Origin of the sequence: Pseudomonas sp. o96-267 (genome assembly GCF_003935465.1) — a bacterium.
In the GTDB taxonomy this organism is placed as follows: Bacteria; Pseudomonadota; Gammaproteobacteria; order Pseudomonadales; family Pseudomonadaceae; genus Aquipseudomonas; species Aquipseudomonas sediminis.
In genome coordinates this window covers 77,470-93,861 of record NZ_RHQP01000014.1, presented here as the reverse complement: position 1 = coordinate 93,861, position 16,392 = coordinate 77,470, and the positions used below count along the sequence as shown (strand labels likewise).

The 16,392-nt window shown below is 63.8% G+C and carries 15 protein-coding genes and 1 pseudogene; 8 read left to right on the top strand and 8 right to left on the bottom strand.

From position 1 onward, the window contains the following. Positions 1-187: 187 nt before the first annotated feature. Positions 188-1,867 (top strand): bifunctional diguanylate cyclase/phosphodiesterase, encoded by a 1,680-nt coding sequence (locus EGJ86_RS11955; protein WP_106735042.1) that lies wholly within the window; start codon positions 188-190, stop codon positions 1,865-1,867. A 52-nt stretch (positions 1,868-1,919) separates the two neighbouring features. Here EGJ86_RS11955 and EGJ86_RS11950 read toward each other — a convergent pair whose 3' ends face one another. Then, positions 1,920-3,305 carry a NorM family multidrug efflux MATE transporter gene (locus tag EGJ86_RS11950; protein ID WP_106735043.1) on the bottom strand — a complete coding sequence of 462 codons (1,386 nt, stop codon included), beginning with the start codon at positions 3,303-3,305 and terminating at the stop codon, positions 1,920-1,922. 139 nt (positions 3,306-3,444) lie between these two features. Between EGJ86_RS11950 and EGJ86_RS11945 the strand changes: the two genes are divergently transcribed. The 3 genes and pseudogenes from EGJ86_RS11945 to EGJ86_RS25630 all read left to right on the top strand — a co-directional run bounded on the left by EGJ86_RS11945 (position 3,445) and on the right by EGJ86_RS25630 (position 6,517). Then, a complete protein-coding gene (locus EGJ86_RS11945; RefSeq protein WP_106735114.1) occupies positions 3,445-4,365 on the top strand; it encodes a LysR substrate-binding domain-containing protein in 921 nt (306 codons plus the stop codon). A 175-nt stretch (positions 4,366-4,540) separates the two neighbouring features. Next, positions 4,541-5,659 (top strand): annotated as a pseudogene (locus EGJ86_RS25635) (Cache 3/Cache 2 fusion domain-containing protein); the annotation flags it as partial. Further along, positions 5,657-6,517, top strand: a complete 861-nt coding sequence (locus tag EGJ86_RS25630) for a methyl-accepting chemotaxis protein (protein WP_372237966.1) — start codon at positions 5,657-5,659, stop codon at positions 6,515-6,517. The pseudogene EGJ86_RS25635 and the gene EGJ86_RS25630, both read left to right, overlap by 3 nt. 1 nt (position 6,518) lies before the next feature. Here EGJ86_RS25630 and EGJ86_RS11935 read toward each other — a convergent pair whose 3' ends face one another. Beyond that, positions 6,519-8,012, bottom strand: coding sequence for a YifB family Mg chelatase-like AAA ATPase (locus tag EGJ86_RS11935; protein ID WP_125835240.1), 1,494 nt, complete (start codon positions 8,010-8,012; stop codon positions 6,519-6,521). 92 nt (positions 8,013-8,104) lie between these two features. Beyond that, on the bottom strand, positions 8,105-8,362 hold the full coding sequence (locus EGJ86_RS11930) for an accessory factor UbiK family protein (RefSeq protein WP_125835239.1): 258 nt from the start codon (positions 8,360-8,362) through the stop codon (positions 8,105-8,107). Positions 8,363-8,771: 409 nt separating this feature from the next. Between EGJ86_RS11930 and glnK the strand changes: the two genes are divergently transcribed. The 4 genes from glnK (at position 8,772) to sutA (ending at position 11,623) form a co-directional block, all read left to right on the top strand. After that, entirely contained in the window at positions 8,772-9,110 is a 339-nt protein-coding gene (gene glnK / locus EGJ86_RS11925) for a P-II family nitrogen regulator (RefSeq protein WP_003096476.1), read from the top strand. 334 nt (positions 9,111-9,444) lie between these two features. Continuing rightward, positions 9,445-10,698 carry an ammonium transporter gene (locus tag EGJ86_RS11920; RefSeq protein WP_106735050.1) on the top strand — a complete coding sequence of 418 codons (1,254 nt, stop codon included), beginning with the start codon at positions 9,445-9,447 and terminating at the stop codon, positions 10,696-10,698. 98 nt (positions 10,699-10,796) lie between these two features. Beyond that, complete coding sequence (locus EGJ86_RS11915) at positions 10,797-11,222, top strand: secondary thiamine-phosphate synthase enzyme YjbQ (RefSeq protein WP_099524731.1); 426 nt, start codon at positions 10,797-10,799, stop codon at positions 11,220-11,222. Positions 11,223-11,299: 77 nt separating this feature from the next. After that, positions 11,300-11,623 carry a transcriptional regulator SutA gene (gene sutA, locus EGJ86_RS11910; RefSeq protein WP_125835238.1) on the top strand — a complete coding sequence of 108 codons (324 nt, stop codon included), beginning with the start codon at positions 11,300-11,302 and terminating at the stop codon, positions 11,621-11,623. A gap of 175 nt (positions 11,624-11,798) precedes the next feature. On the opposite strand, the gene EGJ86_RS11905 is transcribed toward sutA, so the two are convergent. The 5 genes from EGJ86_RS11905 to lysA form a co-directional block, all read right to left on the bottom strand. Then, complete coding sequence (locus EGJ86_RS11905) at positions 11,799-12,500, bottom strand: HAD family hydrolase (RefSeq protein WP_125835237.1); 702 nt, start codon at positions 12,498-12,500, stop codon at positions 11,799-11,801. Next, the gene (xerC, locus tag EGJ86_RS11900) at positions 12,497-13,399 is read right to left on the bottom strand and encodes a tyrosine recombinase XerC (RefSeq protein ID WP_106735053.1); all 903 of its coding nucleotides are present in this window, start codon (positions 13,397-13,399) and stop codon (positions 12,497-12,499) included. The genes EGJ86_RS11905 and xerC overlap by 4 nt, the downstream gene beginning before the upstream one ends. 201 nt (positions 13,400-13,600) lie before the next feature. Then, on the bottom strand, positions 13,601-14,299 hold the full coding sequence (locus EGJ86_RS11895) for a DUF484 family protein (RefSeq protein WP_099524726.1): 699 nt from the start codon (positions 14,297-14,299) through the stop codon (positions 13,601-13,603). Next, positions 14,296-15,126, bottom strand: coding sequence for a diaminopimelate epimerase (gene dapF, locus EGJ86_RS11890; RefSeq protein ID WP_099525163.1), 831 nt, complete (start codon positions 15,124-15,126; stop codon positions 14,296-14,298). The genes EGJ86_RS11895 and dapF overlap by 4 nt, the downstream gene beginning before the upstream one ends. 10 nt (positions 15,127-15,136) lie before the next feature. Next, complete coding sequence (gene lysA, locus EGJ86_RS11885) at positions 15,137-16,384, bottom strand: diaminopimelate decarboxylase (RefSeq protein WP_106735054.1); 1,248 nt, start codon at positions 16,382-16,384, stop codon at positions 15,137-15,139. Between the last annotated feature and the right edge of the window lie 8 nt (positions 16,385-16,392).

The window sequence follows — 16,392 nt, the reverse complement described above, 5'->3', positions numbered from 1 at the left end:
ACGAAATTGCATAGCCACGCACTTGGTTAACCACTTTATTCCAGTACTCTGGTTCCACTTGTAGGTTTACTGGCTATACCTCAGGATCTGCACTACCTTTCGCACGGATGTGATTGATTAGACGCCGATTACGGCGCGTTCAGGCGACGCGATTCGCCATCATTCTTGTGGTCATTGGGGAGGTTGCTTGTCCACGCTCGTCGAACCCTTGCGGTTGGTCCTGCTGGCGGAAACGCCGGACTGGGCCGAATTGTTGCGCGAGCAGTTGAGCGCCCTGGGCAGCCCATCCCCGCTGATTACCGCGCCGTCATGGGAGGCGGCCAGCAACCTGTTCGATGATCACGCCAGCGGTCTGCTGTTGAGTACCCCGGATCGCCTTCCCGAGCCGCATCAGTGCCCCTTGCCCATCGTCTTGCTACTCGACGAAGAGCCAGTCGAAGAGCCGACCGGTGTCAGCGATTGGTTGGTGCGCGGCAGCCTCAGTCTCGATGTGTTGCGTCGCTGCCTGCGCTACGCGCGTGAACAGGGCAATCTCAAGCACACCCTGCAACGCCTGGCCGAACAGGACCCCTTGACCGGTATCGCCAATCGCCAGGGTTTCCAGACCCTGCTCGCCGCGCGCCTGGCCGAGTGTGGTGGCCGTGGTCTTGTACTCGGTCATCTCGATCTGGATAACTTCCGCCACGCCAACGATGCCCTCGGCTACCAGGCTGGGGATCGCCTGATCCTGCAGGTGGTGGCGCGGCTCAAGAGTCTGCTGCAGCCCTGCGATCAGATTGCGCGTCTGGGTAGCGACGAATTCGCTCTGTTGCTCGATGCACGCCGCGATCCGCAGCGCGTGGAGCGCCTCGCCGAGCGTGTCACCGAGGTATTGGGTGAGCCTTACTGGGTAGACGGCGAGAGTCTGTTGATCGGCTGTAGTCTGGGGCTCGCTCACGCCCAGCCTGGAGAGGGCGCCGACCCGCTGCTGTGGCATGCGCATATCGCCATGCAGCAGGCCAAGAATCAGCAAGGCTGCGTGTTTCATGTCTATGACGAACGCCGCAACCGCAGCGCACGCAGTCAGGCCGATCTGGAAGGTGAGCTGCGCCGCGCGCTGCGCCGCGACGAACTGGAGCTGCATTACCAGCCGCGCCTGTGCCTGAAGAGCGGGCGCATCGTCGGCCTGGAGGCGCTGGTGCGCTGGCAGCACAGCGAGCGTGGGCTGCTCTCGCCCAACGAATTCGTGCCGCTGGCCGAAGAAACCGGGCTGATCGTACCGCTCGGTTACTGGGTTATCTCCCGTGCCCTGCGCGACATGCAGTGGCTGCGTGGACGCGGCCTGCCGGCGCTGCACATGGCGGTCAACCTGTCATTCCGCCAGTTTCAGGACAGCCAGTTGCTGCCGACCCTCAGCCGTTTGATCGAAGAACGTGGGGTCGATGCGCAGTGGCTGGAGTTCGAGCTGACCGAAACCGCAGTGATGCGCCGCAGCGACCAGGTGCAGCAGACCATGCTGGCGCTGGGACGGTTCGGCGTGCGTTTCTCGCTGGACGACTTCGGCACCGGGTTTTCCTCCTTCGTCCACCTCAACAGCCTGCCCATCACCCTGCTGAAGATCGACAGGAGCTTCGTCGGCGGCATGGGCGAGCGTGCCGAGAACCGCCAACTGGTGCGGGCGATGATCAACCTGGCGCACAACCTCAATCTCGAGGTGGTGGCCGAAGGGGTGGAAAACATCGAACAGCTCGACATGTTGCGCCAGTTTGGCTGCGATCAGGTGCAGGGTTACCTGATCAGTAAGGCGATACCTCTGGCGGAGCTGGCACGTTTTCTGGTGTTTGGCTTGCGCCAGCCGCTGCTGAGCGGTGCTCCGCCTTCGGCTTGAGGCGCCGCAGTTCCTTAGCCCGGATGCAATCCGAGGCGCGCGTGTAACCGGATTACGGCAGGCAGGCCTCGCTCGCCAGTGCACTCGGCCGCTGTAGGCGCGCCGTCTTCCACTGGAAGCCCAGCACCAGCCCGCTCGCCGTGACTGCCAGGCCGGCAGCCAGGCCCCACCAGACGCCCTCTGCACCCCAGCCGAGGGCGAAGGCGAACAGCCAGACCAGCGGTGCGCCCACGCACCAGTAACCCGTCAGACCGATAAGCAGAGTGGTGCGGCCGTCGTTCAGCCCGCGGATCGCGCCCATGGCGATGCTCTGCAAGCCATCGAACAACTCGAACCAGGCGGCAATCGCCAATAGGCTGACCGCGAGGGTGACGATATCGGCGAAAGCCGGGTCGTGACGGTCGAGGAACAGACCGATGATCCACTCTGGCAGCAGCCAGAACAGCAGGGCGAACAGCAGCATCAGGGCGGCGCCCACGGCCATGCCGAGATGCCCCGCCAGCCGTGACAGGTGCAGACGATCGGCGCCGTAGTGCAGGCCGACGCGGAAGGTCACGGCATAGGACAACCCTTGCGGCACGATGAACGCCAGCGCCACCGTTTGCATGGCGATCTGATGCGCCGCCAGCTGCACGCTGCCCAGCGCGCCCATGCATAGCGTGGCAAAGGTGAACAGCCCCTGTTCGGCGGCGTAGGTGCCGCCGATAGGCAGGCCCAGGCGCAGCAAGGCGCGCATTTCCGCTCGCTGTGGGCGACCCATGCCGCGCCGCAGCTGGTAGCGGTGATAGGTTGGCGAGAGCAGGATGTACAGCGCCAATGCCAGCGCCATGGCGCTGCTGACCAGCGCTGTGGTCATGCCGATGCCGCTCAGGCCCAGGCTGGGCAGGCCGAACCAACCCTTGATCAGCGCGTAGTTGATGACGAAATTGGCGGCGGTACCGGCGATGCTGATGGCCATGACCGGGCCGGGATGGCCAATGGCACTGGTGAAGCCGCGCAGCGCCATGAAACACAGGTAGCCGGGCAGTGCCAGCGACAACGGGCGCAGGAATGCCATGGCCTGGCTGGCTGCGTCAGGGTCCTGGCCAAGATGCGGCAGCAGCGGGCCCAGGCCATTGAGGCACAACGCGCTGACAGCGCCCAGCAGCATGGCCAGCCACAGACCGTTGCGGATCAGGCGCGTAATGCCGGACGGGTCGCCCGCGCCATGGCGAATGGCAATCAGGCTGCCCACCGCTGCGATCACCCCGGTGCAGAAAATCGAGAAAATGAAATAGCAGGTGGCGCCCAGCGCGCCACCGGCCAGTTGCTGCGGGCCGAGCATGGCCATCATCAGCGTGTCGGTGAAAATCATCAGCGCGTGGGCCAGTTGGGCGGAGATCAGCGGGCCGGCCAGGCGCAGCAGCGCGCCCAACTCGTGGCCAAGGGAATTCTTCATGATGAGTAAAACTTCGGCAGGGTAAGCATCCCCAGACTGTCGGAGGATGAGCAATGACAGCTATTCTCTGGTTTGTAGCGAATGCCCACAAAAGGAAAATAGCCATGCCTGGCATGATCAAAACTCATGGTTCAATACGGTGACGCGTCGTCTTCCACCGCTTTACGCCCTGCGCGCCTTCGAGGCCGCCGCACGGCATGCCTCCTTTACCCGTGCTGCTGAAGAACTGGCTATCACCCAGAGCGCGGTAAGCCGGCACATCCGCACGCTGGAGGAGTACTTCGCTTGTCGTCTGTTCGAGCGTCGTGGCCGCAGCCTGCACCTGACCGATCCCGCCCGTGCTCTGTTGCCGGGGCTGAGCGACGGCTTCGATGCACTGGAGCGCGCCAGCGCTGCGCTGCGTGCCGATGATGAGGTGCTGCGTCTGAAGGCGCCGTCGACTCTGACCATGCGCTGGCTATTGGCGCGCCTGTCGCACTTTCGCCTGGCCAATCCGGACAGCGAGGTGCAGCTCACCAGCGCCTGGATGGATGTGGATAAGGTCGACTTCCGCCACGAGCCATTCGACTGTGCGGTGCTGTTGTCCGATGGCCAGTTCCCGGATGAGTGGGAAAGCGTGTTGTTGTTCGAGGAGTGGCTGATTCCGGTGTGCGCTGCCGGTGATTCTGACTCAGGCCCCTGGTCGCTGGCGCGGCTGCAGGCGGCGGAGCAGCTGCACCCGACGCCGGATCGCCGCGATTGGCGGCGCTGGTTGCAGGCCACGGGGCTGGATGAGCAGGTGCCGCTGAAGACCGGTCAGCTGTTCGACATGCTCGAACTGGGCATCGTTGCCGCCGCACGCGGCTATGGCGTGTCCATCGGTGATCTGCTGATGGTGGCCGAGGACGTGGGCGCAGGCCGTCTCGGGTTGCCCTGGCCAACGGCAGTATTCAGTGGCGATAGCTACTATCTGGTATGGCCGCGGGGGCATCGTGCGCAGGCGCGTTTGCAGCGGCTGCGCGACTACCTGTTGGCCGAAGTAGCGGCCATGCAACTTCCTACAGTGGAGAGAGTGCTTTAGCCGCCGATACAGGGTTTTGAGAGCAAATGATTGCCATTCGGCAGAACGCTGATTGACCAACCATACTGCTCAGGTATCCTGCCGCGCCCTGGCTCGAGGTCGTATGACCACTCGGGTCAGTCAATCCCTGTTCCGTTCGGCCTGCCACTACTGAGTCGGGCCTTGAGAGGCCTGAATGACCCCTCCTCGTTCCCGTATCGCTCTGCAACTGGCCGCCATCCTGGCACTGGTGCTAGTGCTGCTGATCAGCTTCAGCACTCTGTTCGCCTTGCGCTCGCTCAACGAAGCCAACCTGGCTACCCGCGAGAAGCATCTGGGTAGCGAAGCTGGCCTGCTGGCCGACCAGCTCGAGACCTTCCATGGCAGTCTGCGCGACAGCACGCAGCGCCTGGCCGGCCTCTTCGAGCAGCGCTTCAGCAGCGGTTTGCAGGTGCGCAGCGACGAGCGTGTCGCGGTTGGTAGCCTGCAGACCCCGGCCCTCTATCTGGGTGCGACCCGGCTGAACAACGACTTCAGTGAGGTCGACGACTTTACTCGCATGACCGCTGGCGTTGCCACGGTGTTCGTGCGCGACGGTGAAGAGTTTGTGCGCATCACCACCTCGCTGACCAAGCAGGACGGTACTCGTGCGCTGGGTACCGTGCTGGACCACCAGCATCCGGCTTATCAGAAACTCCTGGCAGGCCAGGGTTATGTTGGCCGCGCGCTGCTGTTCGACCGCTTCTACATGACCCAGTACACCCCGGTGCGCGATACCGGTGGGCGGGTGATCGCGGTGCTGTTCGTTGGCTTCGACTACACCGACGCGCAGAACCTGCAAATGCGCAACCTCTCCGATTTCCGCATCGGCAGCACTGGTTCGCTTGCGCTGCTCGACGAGCAGGGCAAGTGGCTGGTGGCTCCGGCCGGTGCCGCCACTATGAGCAGCCTGCCTGCGGCGCTTACCGAGTTGATCGCCAGCCCCGGCAAGGGCGGTTTCTGGAGTGATGGTCATGACGAGTTCTACAGCGTGGCCATGCCGTTTGCCGGCGGCCCCTGGACGGTGCTGGCGAGCATGCCGCGCGAGGAAATCCAGGCGGTCACCTGGCGCGTCGGCACCCAGCTGGCTATCGGCAGTGCGCTGACCCTGTTGCTGGCGGTGATCGCCGTGGTCTGGTTGCTGCGACGCAAGCTGCGGCCGCTGGGCGATCTGGTGCAACAGGCGCAGGCGCTCGGTGCTGGTGATCTCGGCGCGCGCATGGCGCAGTCCAGTGATGATGAGATTGGTGAGCTGGCGCGCAGCTTCAACCGCATGGGCGAGGCGCTGGCGAACATGGTCGCGGGCATTCGCAGTGCGGCTCAGGATGTCAGTGCGCGCTCGCAGTCTATGTCGGCGCTGTCGCGCGATGCCTACCAGGGGATCGATCAGCAGTCGGGCGAGATCAGCAGCATGGCCGGCGCGGTGGAGGAGTTCAGCGCCACTTCGCAGAACATCGCCGACAATATGCGCAGTACCGAGCGTCTGGCCAGTGCCAACGCCCAACAGACCCGTATCGGTCGTACCTCGATGGATCAGGCCTCCGAGGCACTGGTGCAGATTGCCGAGGCGCTGGAGCAGACCTCCACAGTGATCAATGGTCTTGGCCAGCGCTCGCAGGAAATTGGCGGCATCGTCAGCGTGATCACCGCAATTGCCGACCAGACCAACCTGCTGGCGCTCAACGCCGCCATCGAGGCTGCACGTGCCGGCGAGCAGGGTCGTGGTTTTGCCGTGGTCGCCGACGAGGTGCGCAACCTGGCCGGGCGTACCCGCGAGGCGACCAACGAGATTTCCACCATGATTGGCAGCATCCAGAGCGAGACCAGCAGCGCCATCGCCACCATGGAGCAGGGCCGGCAACTGATGCAGGACGGTCTTGAGCGCAACGCCAAGGTGGCTTCAGCGCTGGCACAGATCAGCGAGCAGAGCGAGGCGGCGGGCGAGCAGTTCGCTGCCATCACCACCGCCACCAGCGAGCAGAGCAGCACCGCGACCGTGCTTAGCTCCAATCTGCAGAGTATCGCCCAGGCCAACGGTGAGCAGCGTGAAGTGGTGGCCAACCTGGCCGATACCGCGCGCGAGCTGGATCGCCTGGCCGCTCAGCTGCGTCAGGAGGTCGAGCGCTTTCGCTGAGTTACCCCGCTGCCGGGCGGTACTGCAGCGCTTCAGCCAGGTGGGCGCGGCTGATCTGCTGCTCGCTCGCCAGGTCGGCCAGAGTGCGCGCGACCTTGAGTACGCGATGGGCCGCGCGCAGGGACAGCCCGAGACGTTCGCAGGCGTTTTCCAGCCACTGGCGATCCGCGTCGCTCAATGCGCAGTGTTGGCGCAGACCGGGTAGGTCGAGAAAGGCGTTGGCCACGCCCTGGCGTTGCAGTTGGCGCTCACGTGCCTGCGCCACCTTGGCTGCTGCCTGTGCAGTGCTTTCGCCATCCTGCGGCGGGGCATTCAGGGCTGTGGTTTCGCGGGCGACCGTCAGGTGCAGGTCGATGCGATCAAGGAGCGGGCCAGACAACTTGGCGCGGTAGCGCTGGATCTGCTCCGGGGTACAGCGACAGCGGTTGCTCGGGTCGCCGAGGTAGCCGCAAGGGCAGGGATTCATGGCGGCAACGAGCTGAAAACGAGCGGGAAAGCGCACCTTGTCGCGTGCTCGGGCAATGACGATGTGGCCACTTTCCAGCGGTTCGCGCAGCACTTCCAGCACTTTCCTGTCGAATTCCGGTAGCTCATCGAGGAACAGGATGCCCATATGGGCCAACGTTATCTCGCCAGGCTGCGGGCGACTGCCGCCACCCACCAATGCCGGTCCGGAGGCGCTGTGGTGCGGGGTGCGAAAGGGTCGCTGCGGCCAGTGCTGCAGCGGCGTATGGCTGGCCACCGAATGGATCGCGGCGACCTGCAGCGCCGCGTTTTCGTCCAGCGCAGGTAGCAGGCCTGGCAGGCGGCTGGCCAGCAGGGTTTTGCCAGTGCCGGGGGGGCCGCTGAGCAGCAGGTTGGGCGAGCCGGCGGCCGCGACCAGCAACGCCCGTTTGGCGGCCAACTGGCCCTGCACTTCGGCCAGGTCCGGATAGGGTAGGCTTTGCCTGAGCAGGCCCTGGGCTGCGTAAGGTTCGAGAGGGGAGCTGCCGTTGAGGTGCGCGGCGATCTGCAGCAAGTGCTCGACGGCGATTACCTTCAGCCCCGAGGCCAGGCTCGCCTCTTCGGCATTGGCCTGCGGCACCAAGAGGGTGCGTCCGGCTGCGCGTGCGGCCAGGGCGGCCGGCAATACGCCTTGCACAGGGCGCACCGCGCCGGACAGTGCCAGCTCGCCCAGGCATTCGTATTCATCCAGCGATTGAGCCGGTACCTGACCGCTGGCCGCGAGAATTCCTAGGGCGATGGCGAGGTCGAAGCGACCACCGTCTTTTGGCAGATCTGCAGGCGCAAGATTCAAGGTGATGCGTTTGCTGGGGAACTCGAAGGCAGCATTGAGGATGGCGCTGCGTACGCGATCCTTGCTCTCCTTGACTGCGGTTTCCGGCAGACCCACCAGGGTCAGAGAGGGCAGGCCGTTGGCCAGGTGCGCCTCGACGGTGACGGCCGGTGCTTCTACACCGACCTGGGCACGGCTGTGAACGATGGCCAGGGACATGATCGCTCCTTGATCAAGTGGGGTGCAGTACCTGTAGGAGCGGCTGCGGTCGCGAAGCCTGTCGCGGCTAAAGCCACTCCTACAACATAACCTCAGTCTACGGCGGTGAGCTTGGCTTCCAGTTCCGCGACCTTGGCTTCCAACGCTTCGAGGCGAGCGCGGGTGCGGGCGAGAACCACCATCTGGCTGTCGAACTCTTCCCGGCTGACCAGATCGAGCTTGCTGAAGCCGCTCTGCAGCAGGGCCTTGAACTGCGCCTCCAGTTCGGCGCGCGGCAGTGGGCTGTCGCCACTGAGCAAGCGCGAGGCATGGCTACTGAGGGTGTCGAGCAAAGCTTTGGGCGGCAGCATGGGCAGGTTCCAGATACAGACGGCGGCAGTGTAGCACGCAGCCGCAGGCGCGGCGGTCGAGCACGGGTTGCACGATTTTTGAGCATTGCGGAATGTGTCGATGCACTGGATTGGTGCGATGCATTCGGTGCGAATGACCGCTCATCAGTGCTCGAAGCAGGTAAAGGCCTGAAAGATGGCGCTTTTACGTGAGCTGGCAAGCTTTCTGCTTAGACCCCATCGACGCTTGCACCGATGCAGTTCCGGTGCGGCAGGCGAAGCGGGGGAGTGTTTCGTCGGGAGCGGTTGGTGGGTATCGGCCACGCCAGGCTGGAGCGGTCGGTGCATTACAAAAGCCAGACACTGCGCTTAGACTTGAGCCGGGTTCGCAATTCCTGGGGCAAGTCCACCTTAAACGGGAGAAAGTTTCATGAAGCTAGTCACTGCCATCATCAAGCCGTTCAAGCTCGACGACGTGCGCGAGTCGCTGTCTGAGATCGGCGTGCAGGGCATTACCGTCACCGAGGTCAAGGGCTTCGGCCGTCAGAAAGGCCATACCGAGTTGTATCGCGGTGCCGAGTACGTGGTCGACTTCCTGCCCAAGGTGAAGATCGACGTGGCCATCGCTGACGATCAGCTGGATCGCGTGATCGAGGCCATCACCAAGGCTGCCAACACCGGCAAGATCGGCGACGGCAAAATTTTCGTAGTCAACCTGGAACAGGCGATTCGTATCCGTACCGGCGAAACCGATACCGACGCGATTTAACAAGCCTCCGAACCCCACGCCCCAGGAGTAAACCCATGACTCTGCGAACTTTCGCAGGGCTAGGAGCCCTTTTGTCCTCGAATTATGGCCTTGCGCTGTTTTCGAGGGCGAATGCCGGAGCTGGCGATACCCTCGCCGCTCTGCTGTGCCAGACCCTCTTCAGGTCTCGCGCTTGGCCTAGTGATGGGAATGCCTGGTCGCCTCACGGTGCAGGGGTTCCGGTGATCCAGAACGAGCGTGGCAACGACCTGTAAAGCATGCGGAACGCGTCCGGCGCCAACCTGGACGTTTCTACCGAACAGCGCACAACAAAAGCGCCGGCAAGAGGTGAAAAATGGATAACACAGCATTGACTGCATTGCAGTACGGCTTCGATACCTTCTACTTTCTGATCTGTGGTGCCCTGGTAATGTGGATGGCAGCTGGCTTTGCCATGCTCGAATCCGGCCTGGTGCGTGCCAAGAACACCACCGAGATCCTGACCAAGAACGTGGCGCTGTATGCCACCGCCAGCGTGATGTACCTGCTGGTCGGTTACTACATCATGTACTCCAGCCCGGAAGGCGGCATCTTCCCTAGCCTGGGTTTCCTGATCGGTGACGAGAACACCGCCGAGGCCGTTCTGGCTGGTGGCGAGGATGCACCCTACTACTCGGCCCGTTCGGACTTCTTCTTCCAGATCGTGTTTGCCGCGACCTGCATGTCGATCGTTTCCGGCGCTGTCGCTGAACGCATGAAGCTGTGGGCCTTCCTGGCCTTCGCCGTGGTCATGACTGGCTTCATCTACCCGATCCAGGGTTTCTGGAAGTGGGGCGGTGGTTTCCTGGATGCAGCCGGTTACCTCGACTACGCCGGCTCCGGTATCGTGCACATGGCCGGTGCTTCGGCCGCTCTGGCGGGTGTGATCCTGCTCGGCGCTCGTAAGGGTAAATACGGTCCGAACGGTCAGGTCAACGCGATTCCGGGCGCTAACCTGCCGCTGGCTACCCTCGGTACCTTCATCCTGTGGATGGGCTGGTTCGGTTTCAACGGCGGCTCGCAGCTCAAGATGAGCACCATCGAAGACGCCAACGCCGTCGCTCAGGTGTTCACCAACACCAACATGGCTGCTGCCGGTGGTCTGATCGTTGCGCTGATCATTGCCCGTATCCTGTTCGGCAAGGCTGACCTGACCATGGCCCTGAACGGTGCCCTGGCTGGCCTGGTCGCCATCACCGCGGAGCCGCTAACTCCGAGTGCTCTGCAGGCCACCCTGATCGGTGGTGTAGGTGGTGCGCTGGTGGTCTTCTCGATCCTGGGTCTGGATAAAGTGAAGATCGACGACCCGGTCGGTGCCATTTCCGTACACGGTGTGGTTGGCATCTGGGGCATCCTGGCTGTCTGCCTGACCAACGACGAAGCTTCGCTGGGTGCTCAGCTGCTGGGTATCGTCAGCATCTTCGCCTGGGTCTTCATCGCCAGCCTGATCGTGTGGAGCATCATCAAGGCGGTGATCGGTCTGCGCGTCAGCGAAGAAGAGGAATACGAGGGTGTGGACATCGCCGAATGCGGCATGGAAGCCTACCCGGAGTTCACCGGCAAGAAATAAGCTTCGCTGGGAATGACAGGGGCGCCTTCGGGCGCCCTTTGTTTTTTCTGACAGCACGCTAGAATGCGCGCGCTGGAGCCATCGAGAGTGAGAGCGGCATGTGGCAGCAACGCATCATCAGCCTGCGTCCGCGCGAGCGCGGTTTTCATCTGGTGACCGAAGAAGTGCTGGCAGCATTGCCGGAACTGGCGCAGGTGCGTGTTGGTCTGTTGCATCTGTGGCTGCAGCACACCTCGGCATCGCTGACGGTCAACGAGAACGCCGATCCTGCGGTACGCCGCGATTTCGAGCGTTTCTTCAACCGTCTGGTGCCGCAGGGTGAGACGGGCTACGAGCACGATTACGAAGGGCCGGATGATCTGCCGGCGCACTTCAAGGGCAGTTTGCTGGGCTTTCAGCTACAGCTGCCGATACAGCAGGGACGGCTGGCGCTTGGGACCTGGCAAGGGATCTACCTCGGTGAGCATCGCGATCATGGCGGTGCTCGGCGAATGGTGGCGACCTTGCATGGCGAGGCTATTTGAATTTTTTCCGGTCGAGCGGTGCACATCGCGCGACTGGGCTATAACTAACCTGCTTTTCGCAAGTCATGAGGTTGAACATGAGCGACGAAGACCTGGAACAAGACGATCTGGACGGGGCTGACGAGGACGATGGCGAGGGCCTGGCTGCTGCCGATGATGGTGACAGTGGCGACGATGACGGCGGCGGCGAAGTCGTAGCCAGCGGCAAGAAGAGCAAGGCCAAAGCCGTTGAAGTCGATGAGATGCCCAGCATCGAAGCCAAGCAGAAGGAGCGAGATGCCCTGGCCAAGGCCATGGAAGAGTTTCTTTCCCAGGGCGGCAAGGTGCAGGAGGTGGAGCCCAACGTGGTCGCCGACCCACCCAAGAAGCCCGACAGCAAATACGGCAGCCGTCCCATCTGAGGACGGCGTGCTGCAAGAACCCGCCCCTCGTGGCGGGTTTTTTGTGCCTGTCATCCCGGGTTTCCCCTTTGGGCCGCCGTTGCGCGACGTTAGGGATGGTGCGGTGGCAAGTAGGGTGCGCCGCGCACCGAGCTTGTCGTGTATCAGGCGGTGCGCGCAGCGCACCCTACGGGGTTTAGCGCGTCCAGTTGGAAAGTAGCGCTGGCAACTCGGCCAGGCTGCTGATCTGCGCATCTGGTGTAGTCTCACCTTCCCAGGCTCGGCCTTGCGGGTTGAACCAGATCGCGCGCATGCCGGCTGCCTGAGCGCCGGCAATGTCATCGCTGGGATGATCACCAATATGCACGGCGCGTTCGGCCGCTACGCCACCTGCGCGGCTGAGCGCTTCGCGGAAGGGTTTCGGGTCAGGTTTGCCGATGCCCAGCTCTTCGGCGCACAGGGCGAACTGGAAGTAGTCCGACAGGCCCAGGCGACGCACGTCGGCATTGCCATTGGTGATCACCCCGAGCATGAAGCGCTCGGCCAGGGCCTCCAGCGTCGGATGTACCTCGGTGAACAGCTCGACCTGATGGCGGGCGCTGAGAAACACCTGGAATCCCGCTTCGGCCAGCGTCTGCGCTTCGCCGTGTGGGTAGCCGGCGTCCTCCAGGGCGTGAAACAGAATGCGTCGGCGCAGCTCGCTGAGGCGATGCTTGAGCATCGGCTCGGCGTCGAGCAGACGGCTGCGTACCTCCCACAAATGCTCTACCGGCACCGCGCCAAGGCGTGGTGCATGCAGTGCCAGCCAATTGCGCAGGGCGGCTTCGGCATCCTGCATCACCGGGGTGACGTCCCACAGGGTGTCGTCGAGGTCGAAGGTGATCAGTTCAATGCTCATTCGGAACCGCCTTTGCGCTTGGCGCGTGGATGGGCCTGGTCATAGACACTGGCCAGGTGCTGGAAATCCAGGTGGGTGTAGATCTGCGTAGTGGCGATATCGGCGTGGCCGAGCAGCTCCTGCACAGCGCGCAGATCCTGCGAGGACTCCAGCATATGACTGGCGAAGCTGTGCCGCAGCATGTGCGGATGCAGGTGCTGGCCCAGCTCGCGCACACCGGCCTGGCGCACCCGCAGTTGCACTGCGCGTGGCCCGAGGCGGCGGCCCTGCTGGCTGATGAAGACCGCGCCGTCGCCGGGGTTGGCCAGCTTGCGCAACGGCAGCCAATGTTCCAGCGCCTGACGCGCCAGGCTGCCGACCGGCAGTTCGCGCACCTTGTTGCCCTTGCCGCGTACGCGCACCAGGCCGGCAGGCAGGTCGAGGCCGTCAAGGTCGAGCCCGACCAGCTCGGACAGGCGCAAACCGGAGGAATAGAACAGCTCGAGCATGGCCTGGTCGCGGCGGGCGATGAAGTCGTCCTCGACTGCGCCGTCGAGCAGTTGCGCGCTGCGGTCGGCGTCCAGGGTGCGGGGCAGGCGGCGCTCGCGTTTTGGCGGGCTGAGGCCGGTGGCTGGATCGTGACGACACAGGCCTTCACGCAGCAGGTACTGATAGAGGCCGCGGGTGGCCGAGAGCAGGCGCGCCAGGCTACGGCTGGACAAACCCTGTTGATGCAGGCGGGCGATCAGGCGGCGCAGGTTGCGTGTGTCCAGCCCGGCCCAGTCGCTCAGGCCTTCGGCTTCGCAGAATGTCCGCACCTTGTTGAGGTCGCGCCGATAGCCGTCGAGGGTATGCGCCGACACCTGGCGCTCGCGGCGCAGGTGTTCGATGTACGCGTCGAGGTGAGCTTCAAGTGTCACGTGCCGGCTTCCGAACGGGCCAATGGTGGATGAGCTTCGTCATCCACCCTACACGACCTAGCAGGCCGTTGAAAAACTACCTACGTTGCCATTGCTGCGTTAAAAACAGCCTCAAAATGCTCATTTACAACACGTAAACTGCGCTTTTTCGGCAGTTTTTGCCTTGCACTGGCTGCCTCGCCTACGTTTTTCAACGGCCTGCTAGCGTACCGAACGCAGCGGTGTGGAGAAACCGGGCACGACACGTGCCAATACTTCGGCGATATAGCCGAGGAACAAGGTGCCGAGCGAGCTTTTGTAGTGCTGTGGGTCGGCGCTGCCGATGGCCAGCACGCCATGCAGGCCCTGGTGGGTGAGGCTGACCACGGCGGCCGAGCCAACCTGCGCTGCGTCTTCCTTGCCGAAGAGAAACTCCAGCTCGTGCGGGCGCAATACGCCGCAGATGGTCTTGCCGCCGCTGAGCAGGCCGCCGACCTGTTGATGCGCTTCGGCCGAGCTGACCGAGCGACCGACCGGCAGCTTGTTATCGCTGAACAGGATCAGGCCGACGAAGGGCACCTGGAACTCGTGGCGCAGGCTGTCTTCGACCACGCCGACCACTTCTTCCAGGCTGCCGGCATCGAGCAGGTCGAGTACCAGGCGCCGCGTCTTGTCGAACAGGCGATCATTGTCGCGCGCCACGTCCATCAGTTGGCCGAGACGATGGCGCATCTCGATGTTGCGCTCACGCAGCAGCTTGACCTGGCGTTCGACCAGCGACACGGCATTGCCGGGCTGGTGCGGGATGCGCAGTTCGGGGATCAGTTCTTCATGGTCGATGAAGAACTCCGGGTGCAGGCGCAGATAGGCGGCGACCGTTTCCGAGTCTAGCGGTTTGGGCGAATCCTGCTGGTCGGTCATAGGCGAACCTGTCCTTCGTATACGCGGGCAGCGGGCCCGGTCATCATAACCGGCTGACCTTCGCCTGCCCATTCGATGGACAGTTTGCCGCCCGGCAGTTCCAGTTGCACGGGCGAATCCATCCAGCCCTGGCGAATCGCCGCGACCGCAGCGGCGCAGGCGCCGGTACCGCAGGCCAGGGTTTCCCCGGCGCCGCGCTCCCATACGCGCAGGCGTGCATGCTTGCGGTCGAGCACCTGCAGGAAGCCGACATTGACCCGCTGCGGGAAGCGCGGATGGTGTTCCAGCTTCGGCCCGAGCGTGTGCACCGGTGCGCTGTCGACATTGTCGACGCGTAAAACTGCATGCGGGTTGCCCATCGACAGCGCGGCGAGCTCGACGCTCTGGCCCTCGACGTCGACGCGATAGGTCAGAGCAGCCTGCTCTGCCTGGAACGGCACCTGTTCCGGCTGCAAGCGCGGTGCGCCCATGTTGACGCAGACCTGGCCGTCGTTCTGTACGCGCAGTTCGATGATGCCGCTTTTGGTCTCGACGCGAATGACCTTCTTGGTGGTCAGGCGCTTGTCCAGCACGAAGCGGGCGAAGCAGCGCGCGCCGTTGCCGCACTGCTCCACTTCCGAGCCGTCGGAGTTGAAGATGCGGTAGCGGAAGTCGACGTCCGGGTGGCTCGGCGGTTCGACGATCAGCAGTTGGTCGAAGCCGACACCGACGTGGCGGTCGCCCCATTGCTTGGCATGTTTGGGCTGCACGTGGGCATGCTGACTGATCAGGTCGAGGACCATGAAGTCATTGCCCAGGCCGTGCATCTTGGTAAAGCGCAATAGCATGACGTCGCCCTCAGGCCGGCAGCAGGCTTTCGCCGGCATAGAGCTCTTGGACGGTCTCGCGACGACGCACTTCGTAAGCCTGCTCACCATCCACCAGCACCTCGGCGGCGCGGCCGCGGGTGTTGTAGTTGGAGCTCATGACGAAGCCATAGGCACCCGCCGAGCGCACGGCCAGCAGATCACCTTCGGCCAGCGCCAGCTGACGATCCTTGGCCAGGAAATCACCGGTCTCGCAGATCGGCCCGACCAGGTCGTAGTTGCGCGTCTCGCCGTCACGCGGCTGCACCGGCGACACGTCCATCCATGCCTGATACAGGGCGGGGCGGATTAGGTCGTTCATCGCCGCATCGACGATGGCGAAGTCCTTGTGTTCGGTGTGCTTGAGGTATTCCACCTGAGTCAGCAGCACGCCGGCGTTGGCGACGATGAAGCGGCCCGGCTCGAATACCAGCGACAGGTCGCGGCCCGCCAGGCGCTTGCGCACGGCGGCGATGTAATCGCCCGCCAGCGGCGGTTGTTCGTCGCGGTACTGCACACCGAGGCCGCCGCCCAGATCCAGGTGCTTGATGGTGATACCGCGCGCGGCCAGCTTGTCGACCAGCAGCAGCAGGCGATCCAGGGCGTCGAGGAAGGGCTCGAGGGTGGTCAGCTGCGAGCCGATATGGCAGTCGACGCCGATCACTTCCAGGTTCGGCAGTTCGGCGGCGCGGGCGTAGACCGCCTCGGCCTGCTCGATGTCGATGCCGAACTTGTTTTCCTTGAGGCCGGTGGAAATGTACGGGTGGGTGCCGGCGTCCACGTCCGGGTTGACCCGCAGCGAGACGGGCGCCTTGACGCCCAGTTCGGCAGCGACCTTCTGCAGGCGCTCCAGCTCGACGACGGACTCGACGTTGAAGCAGTGCACGCCGACTTCCAGCGCGCGGCGCATGTCGTCGCGGCTCTTGCCGACGCCGGAGAAAACGATGCGGCTCGGTTCGCCACCGGCGGCCAGTACGCGCTCCAGCTCACCGCTGGAGACGATGTCGAAGCCGGCGCCGAGACGCGCCAGCACGTTCAATACGCCAATGTTGGAGTTGGCCTTGACCGCGAAGCAGACCAGGTGTGGCATGCCGGCCAGGGCATCGGCATAGGCGCGGTACTGCCCCTCGATATGGGAGCGCGAGTAGACGTAGGTGGGCGTGCCGAAGCGCTGGGCCAGCGCAGACAAGGCAACGCCTTCCGCGAACAGCTCACCGTCGCGGTAGTTGAAGGCTTCCATGGGGCAGC

What these genes read in the sequence shown, in the direction of transcription:
- EGJ86_RS25630 (WP_372237966.1), top strand. Translation starts at nt 5,657, where the DNA reads ATGGGCGAGGCGCTGGCGAACATGGTCGCGGGCATTCGCAGTGCGGCT.
- EGJ86_RS11915 (WP_099524731.1), top strand. Translation starts at nt 10,797, where the DNA reads ATGTGGCAGCAACGCATCATCAGCCTGCGTCCGCGCGAGCGCGGTTTT.
- sutA (WP_125835238.1), top strand. Translation starts at nt 11,300, where the DNA reads ATGAGCGACGAAGACCTGGAACAAGACGATCTGGACGGGGCTGACGAG.
- EGJ86_RS11920 (WP_106735050.1), top strand. Translation starts at nt 9,445, where the DNA reads ATGGATAACACAGCATTGACTGCATTGCAGTACGGCTTCGATACCTTC.
- lysA (WP_106735054.1), bottom strand. Translation starts at nt 16,384, where the DNA reads ATGGAAGCCTTCAACTACCGCGACGGTGAGCTGTTCGCGGAAGGCGTT.
- EGJ86_RS11935 (WP_125835240.1), bottom strand. Translation starts at nt 8,012, where the DNA reads ATGTCCCTGGCCATCGTTCACAGCCGTGCCCAGGTCGGTGTAGAAGCA.
- EGJ86_RS11905 (WP_125835237.1), bottom strand. Translation starts at nt 12,500, where the DNA reads ATGAGCATTGAACTGATCACCTTCGACCTCGACGACACCCTGTGGGAC.
- dapF (WP_099525163.1), bottom strand. Translation starts at nt 15,126, where the DNA reads ATGCTATTGCGCTTTACCAAGATGCACGGCCTGGGCAATGACTTCATG.
- EGJ86_RS11950 (WP_106735043.1), bottom strand. Translation starts at nt 3,305, where the DNA reads ATGAAGAATTCCCTTGGCCACGAGTTGGGCGCGCTGCTGCGCCTGGCC.
- EGJ86_RS11895 (WP_099524726.1), bottom strand. Translation starts at nt 14,299, where the DNA reads ATGACCGACCAGCAGGATTCGCCCAAACCGCTAGACTCGGAAACGGTC.
- glnK (WP_003096476.1), top strand. Translation starts at nt 8,772, where the DNA reads ATGAAGCTAGTCACTGCCATCATCAAGCCGTTCAAGCTCGACGACGTG.
- EGJ86_RS11930 (WP_125835239.1), bottom strand. Translation starts at nt 8,362, where the DNA reads ATGCTGCCGCCCAAAGCTTTGCTCGACACCCTCAGTAGCCATGCCTCG.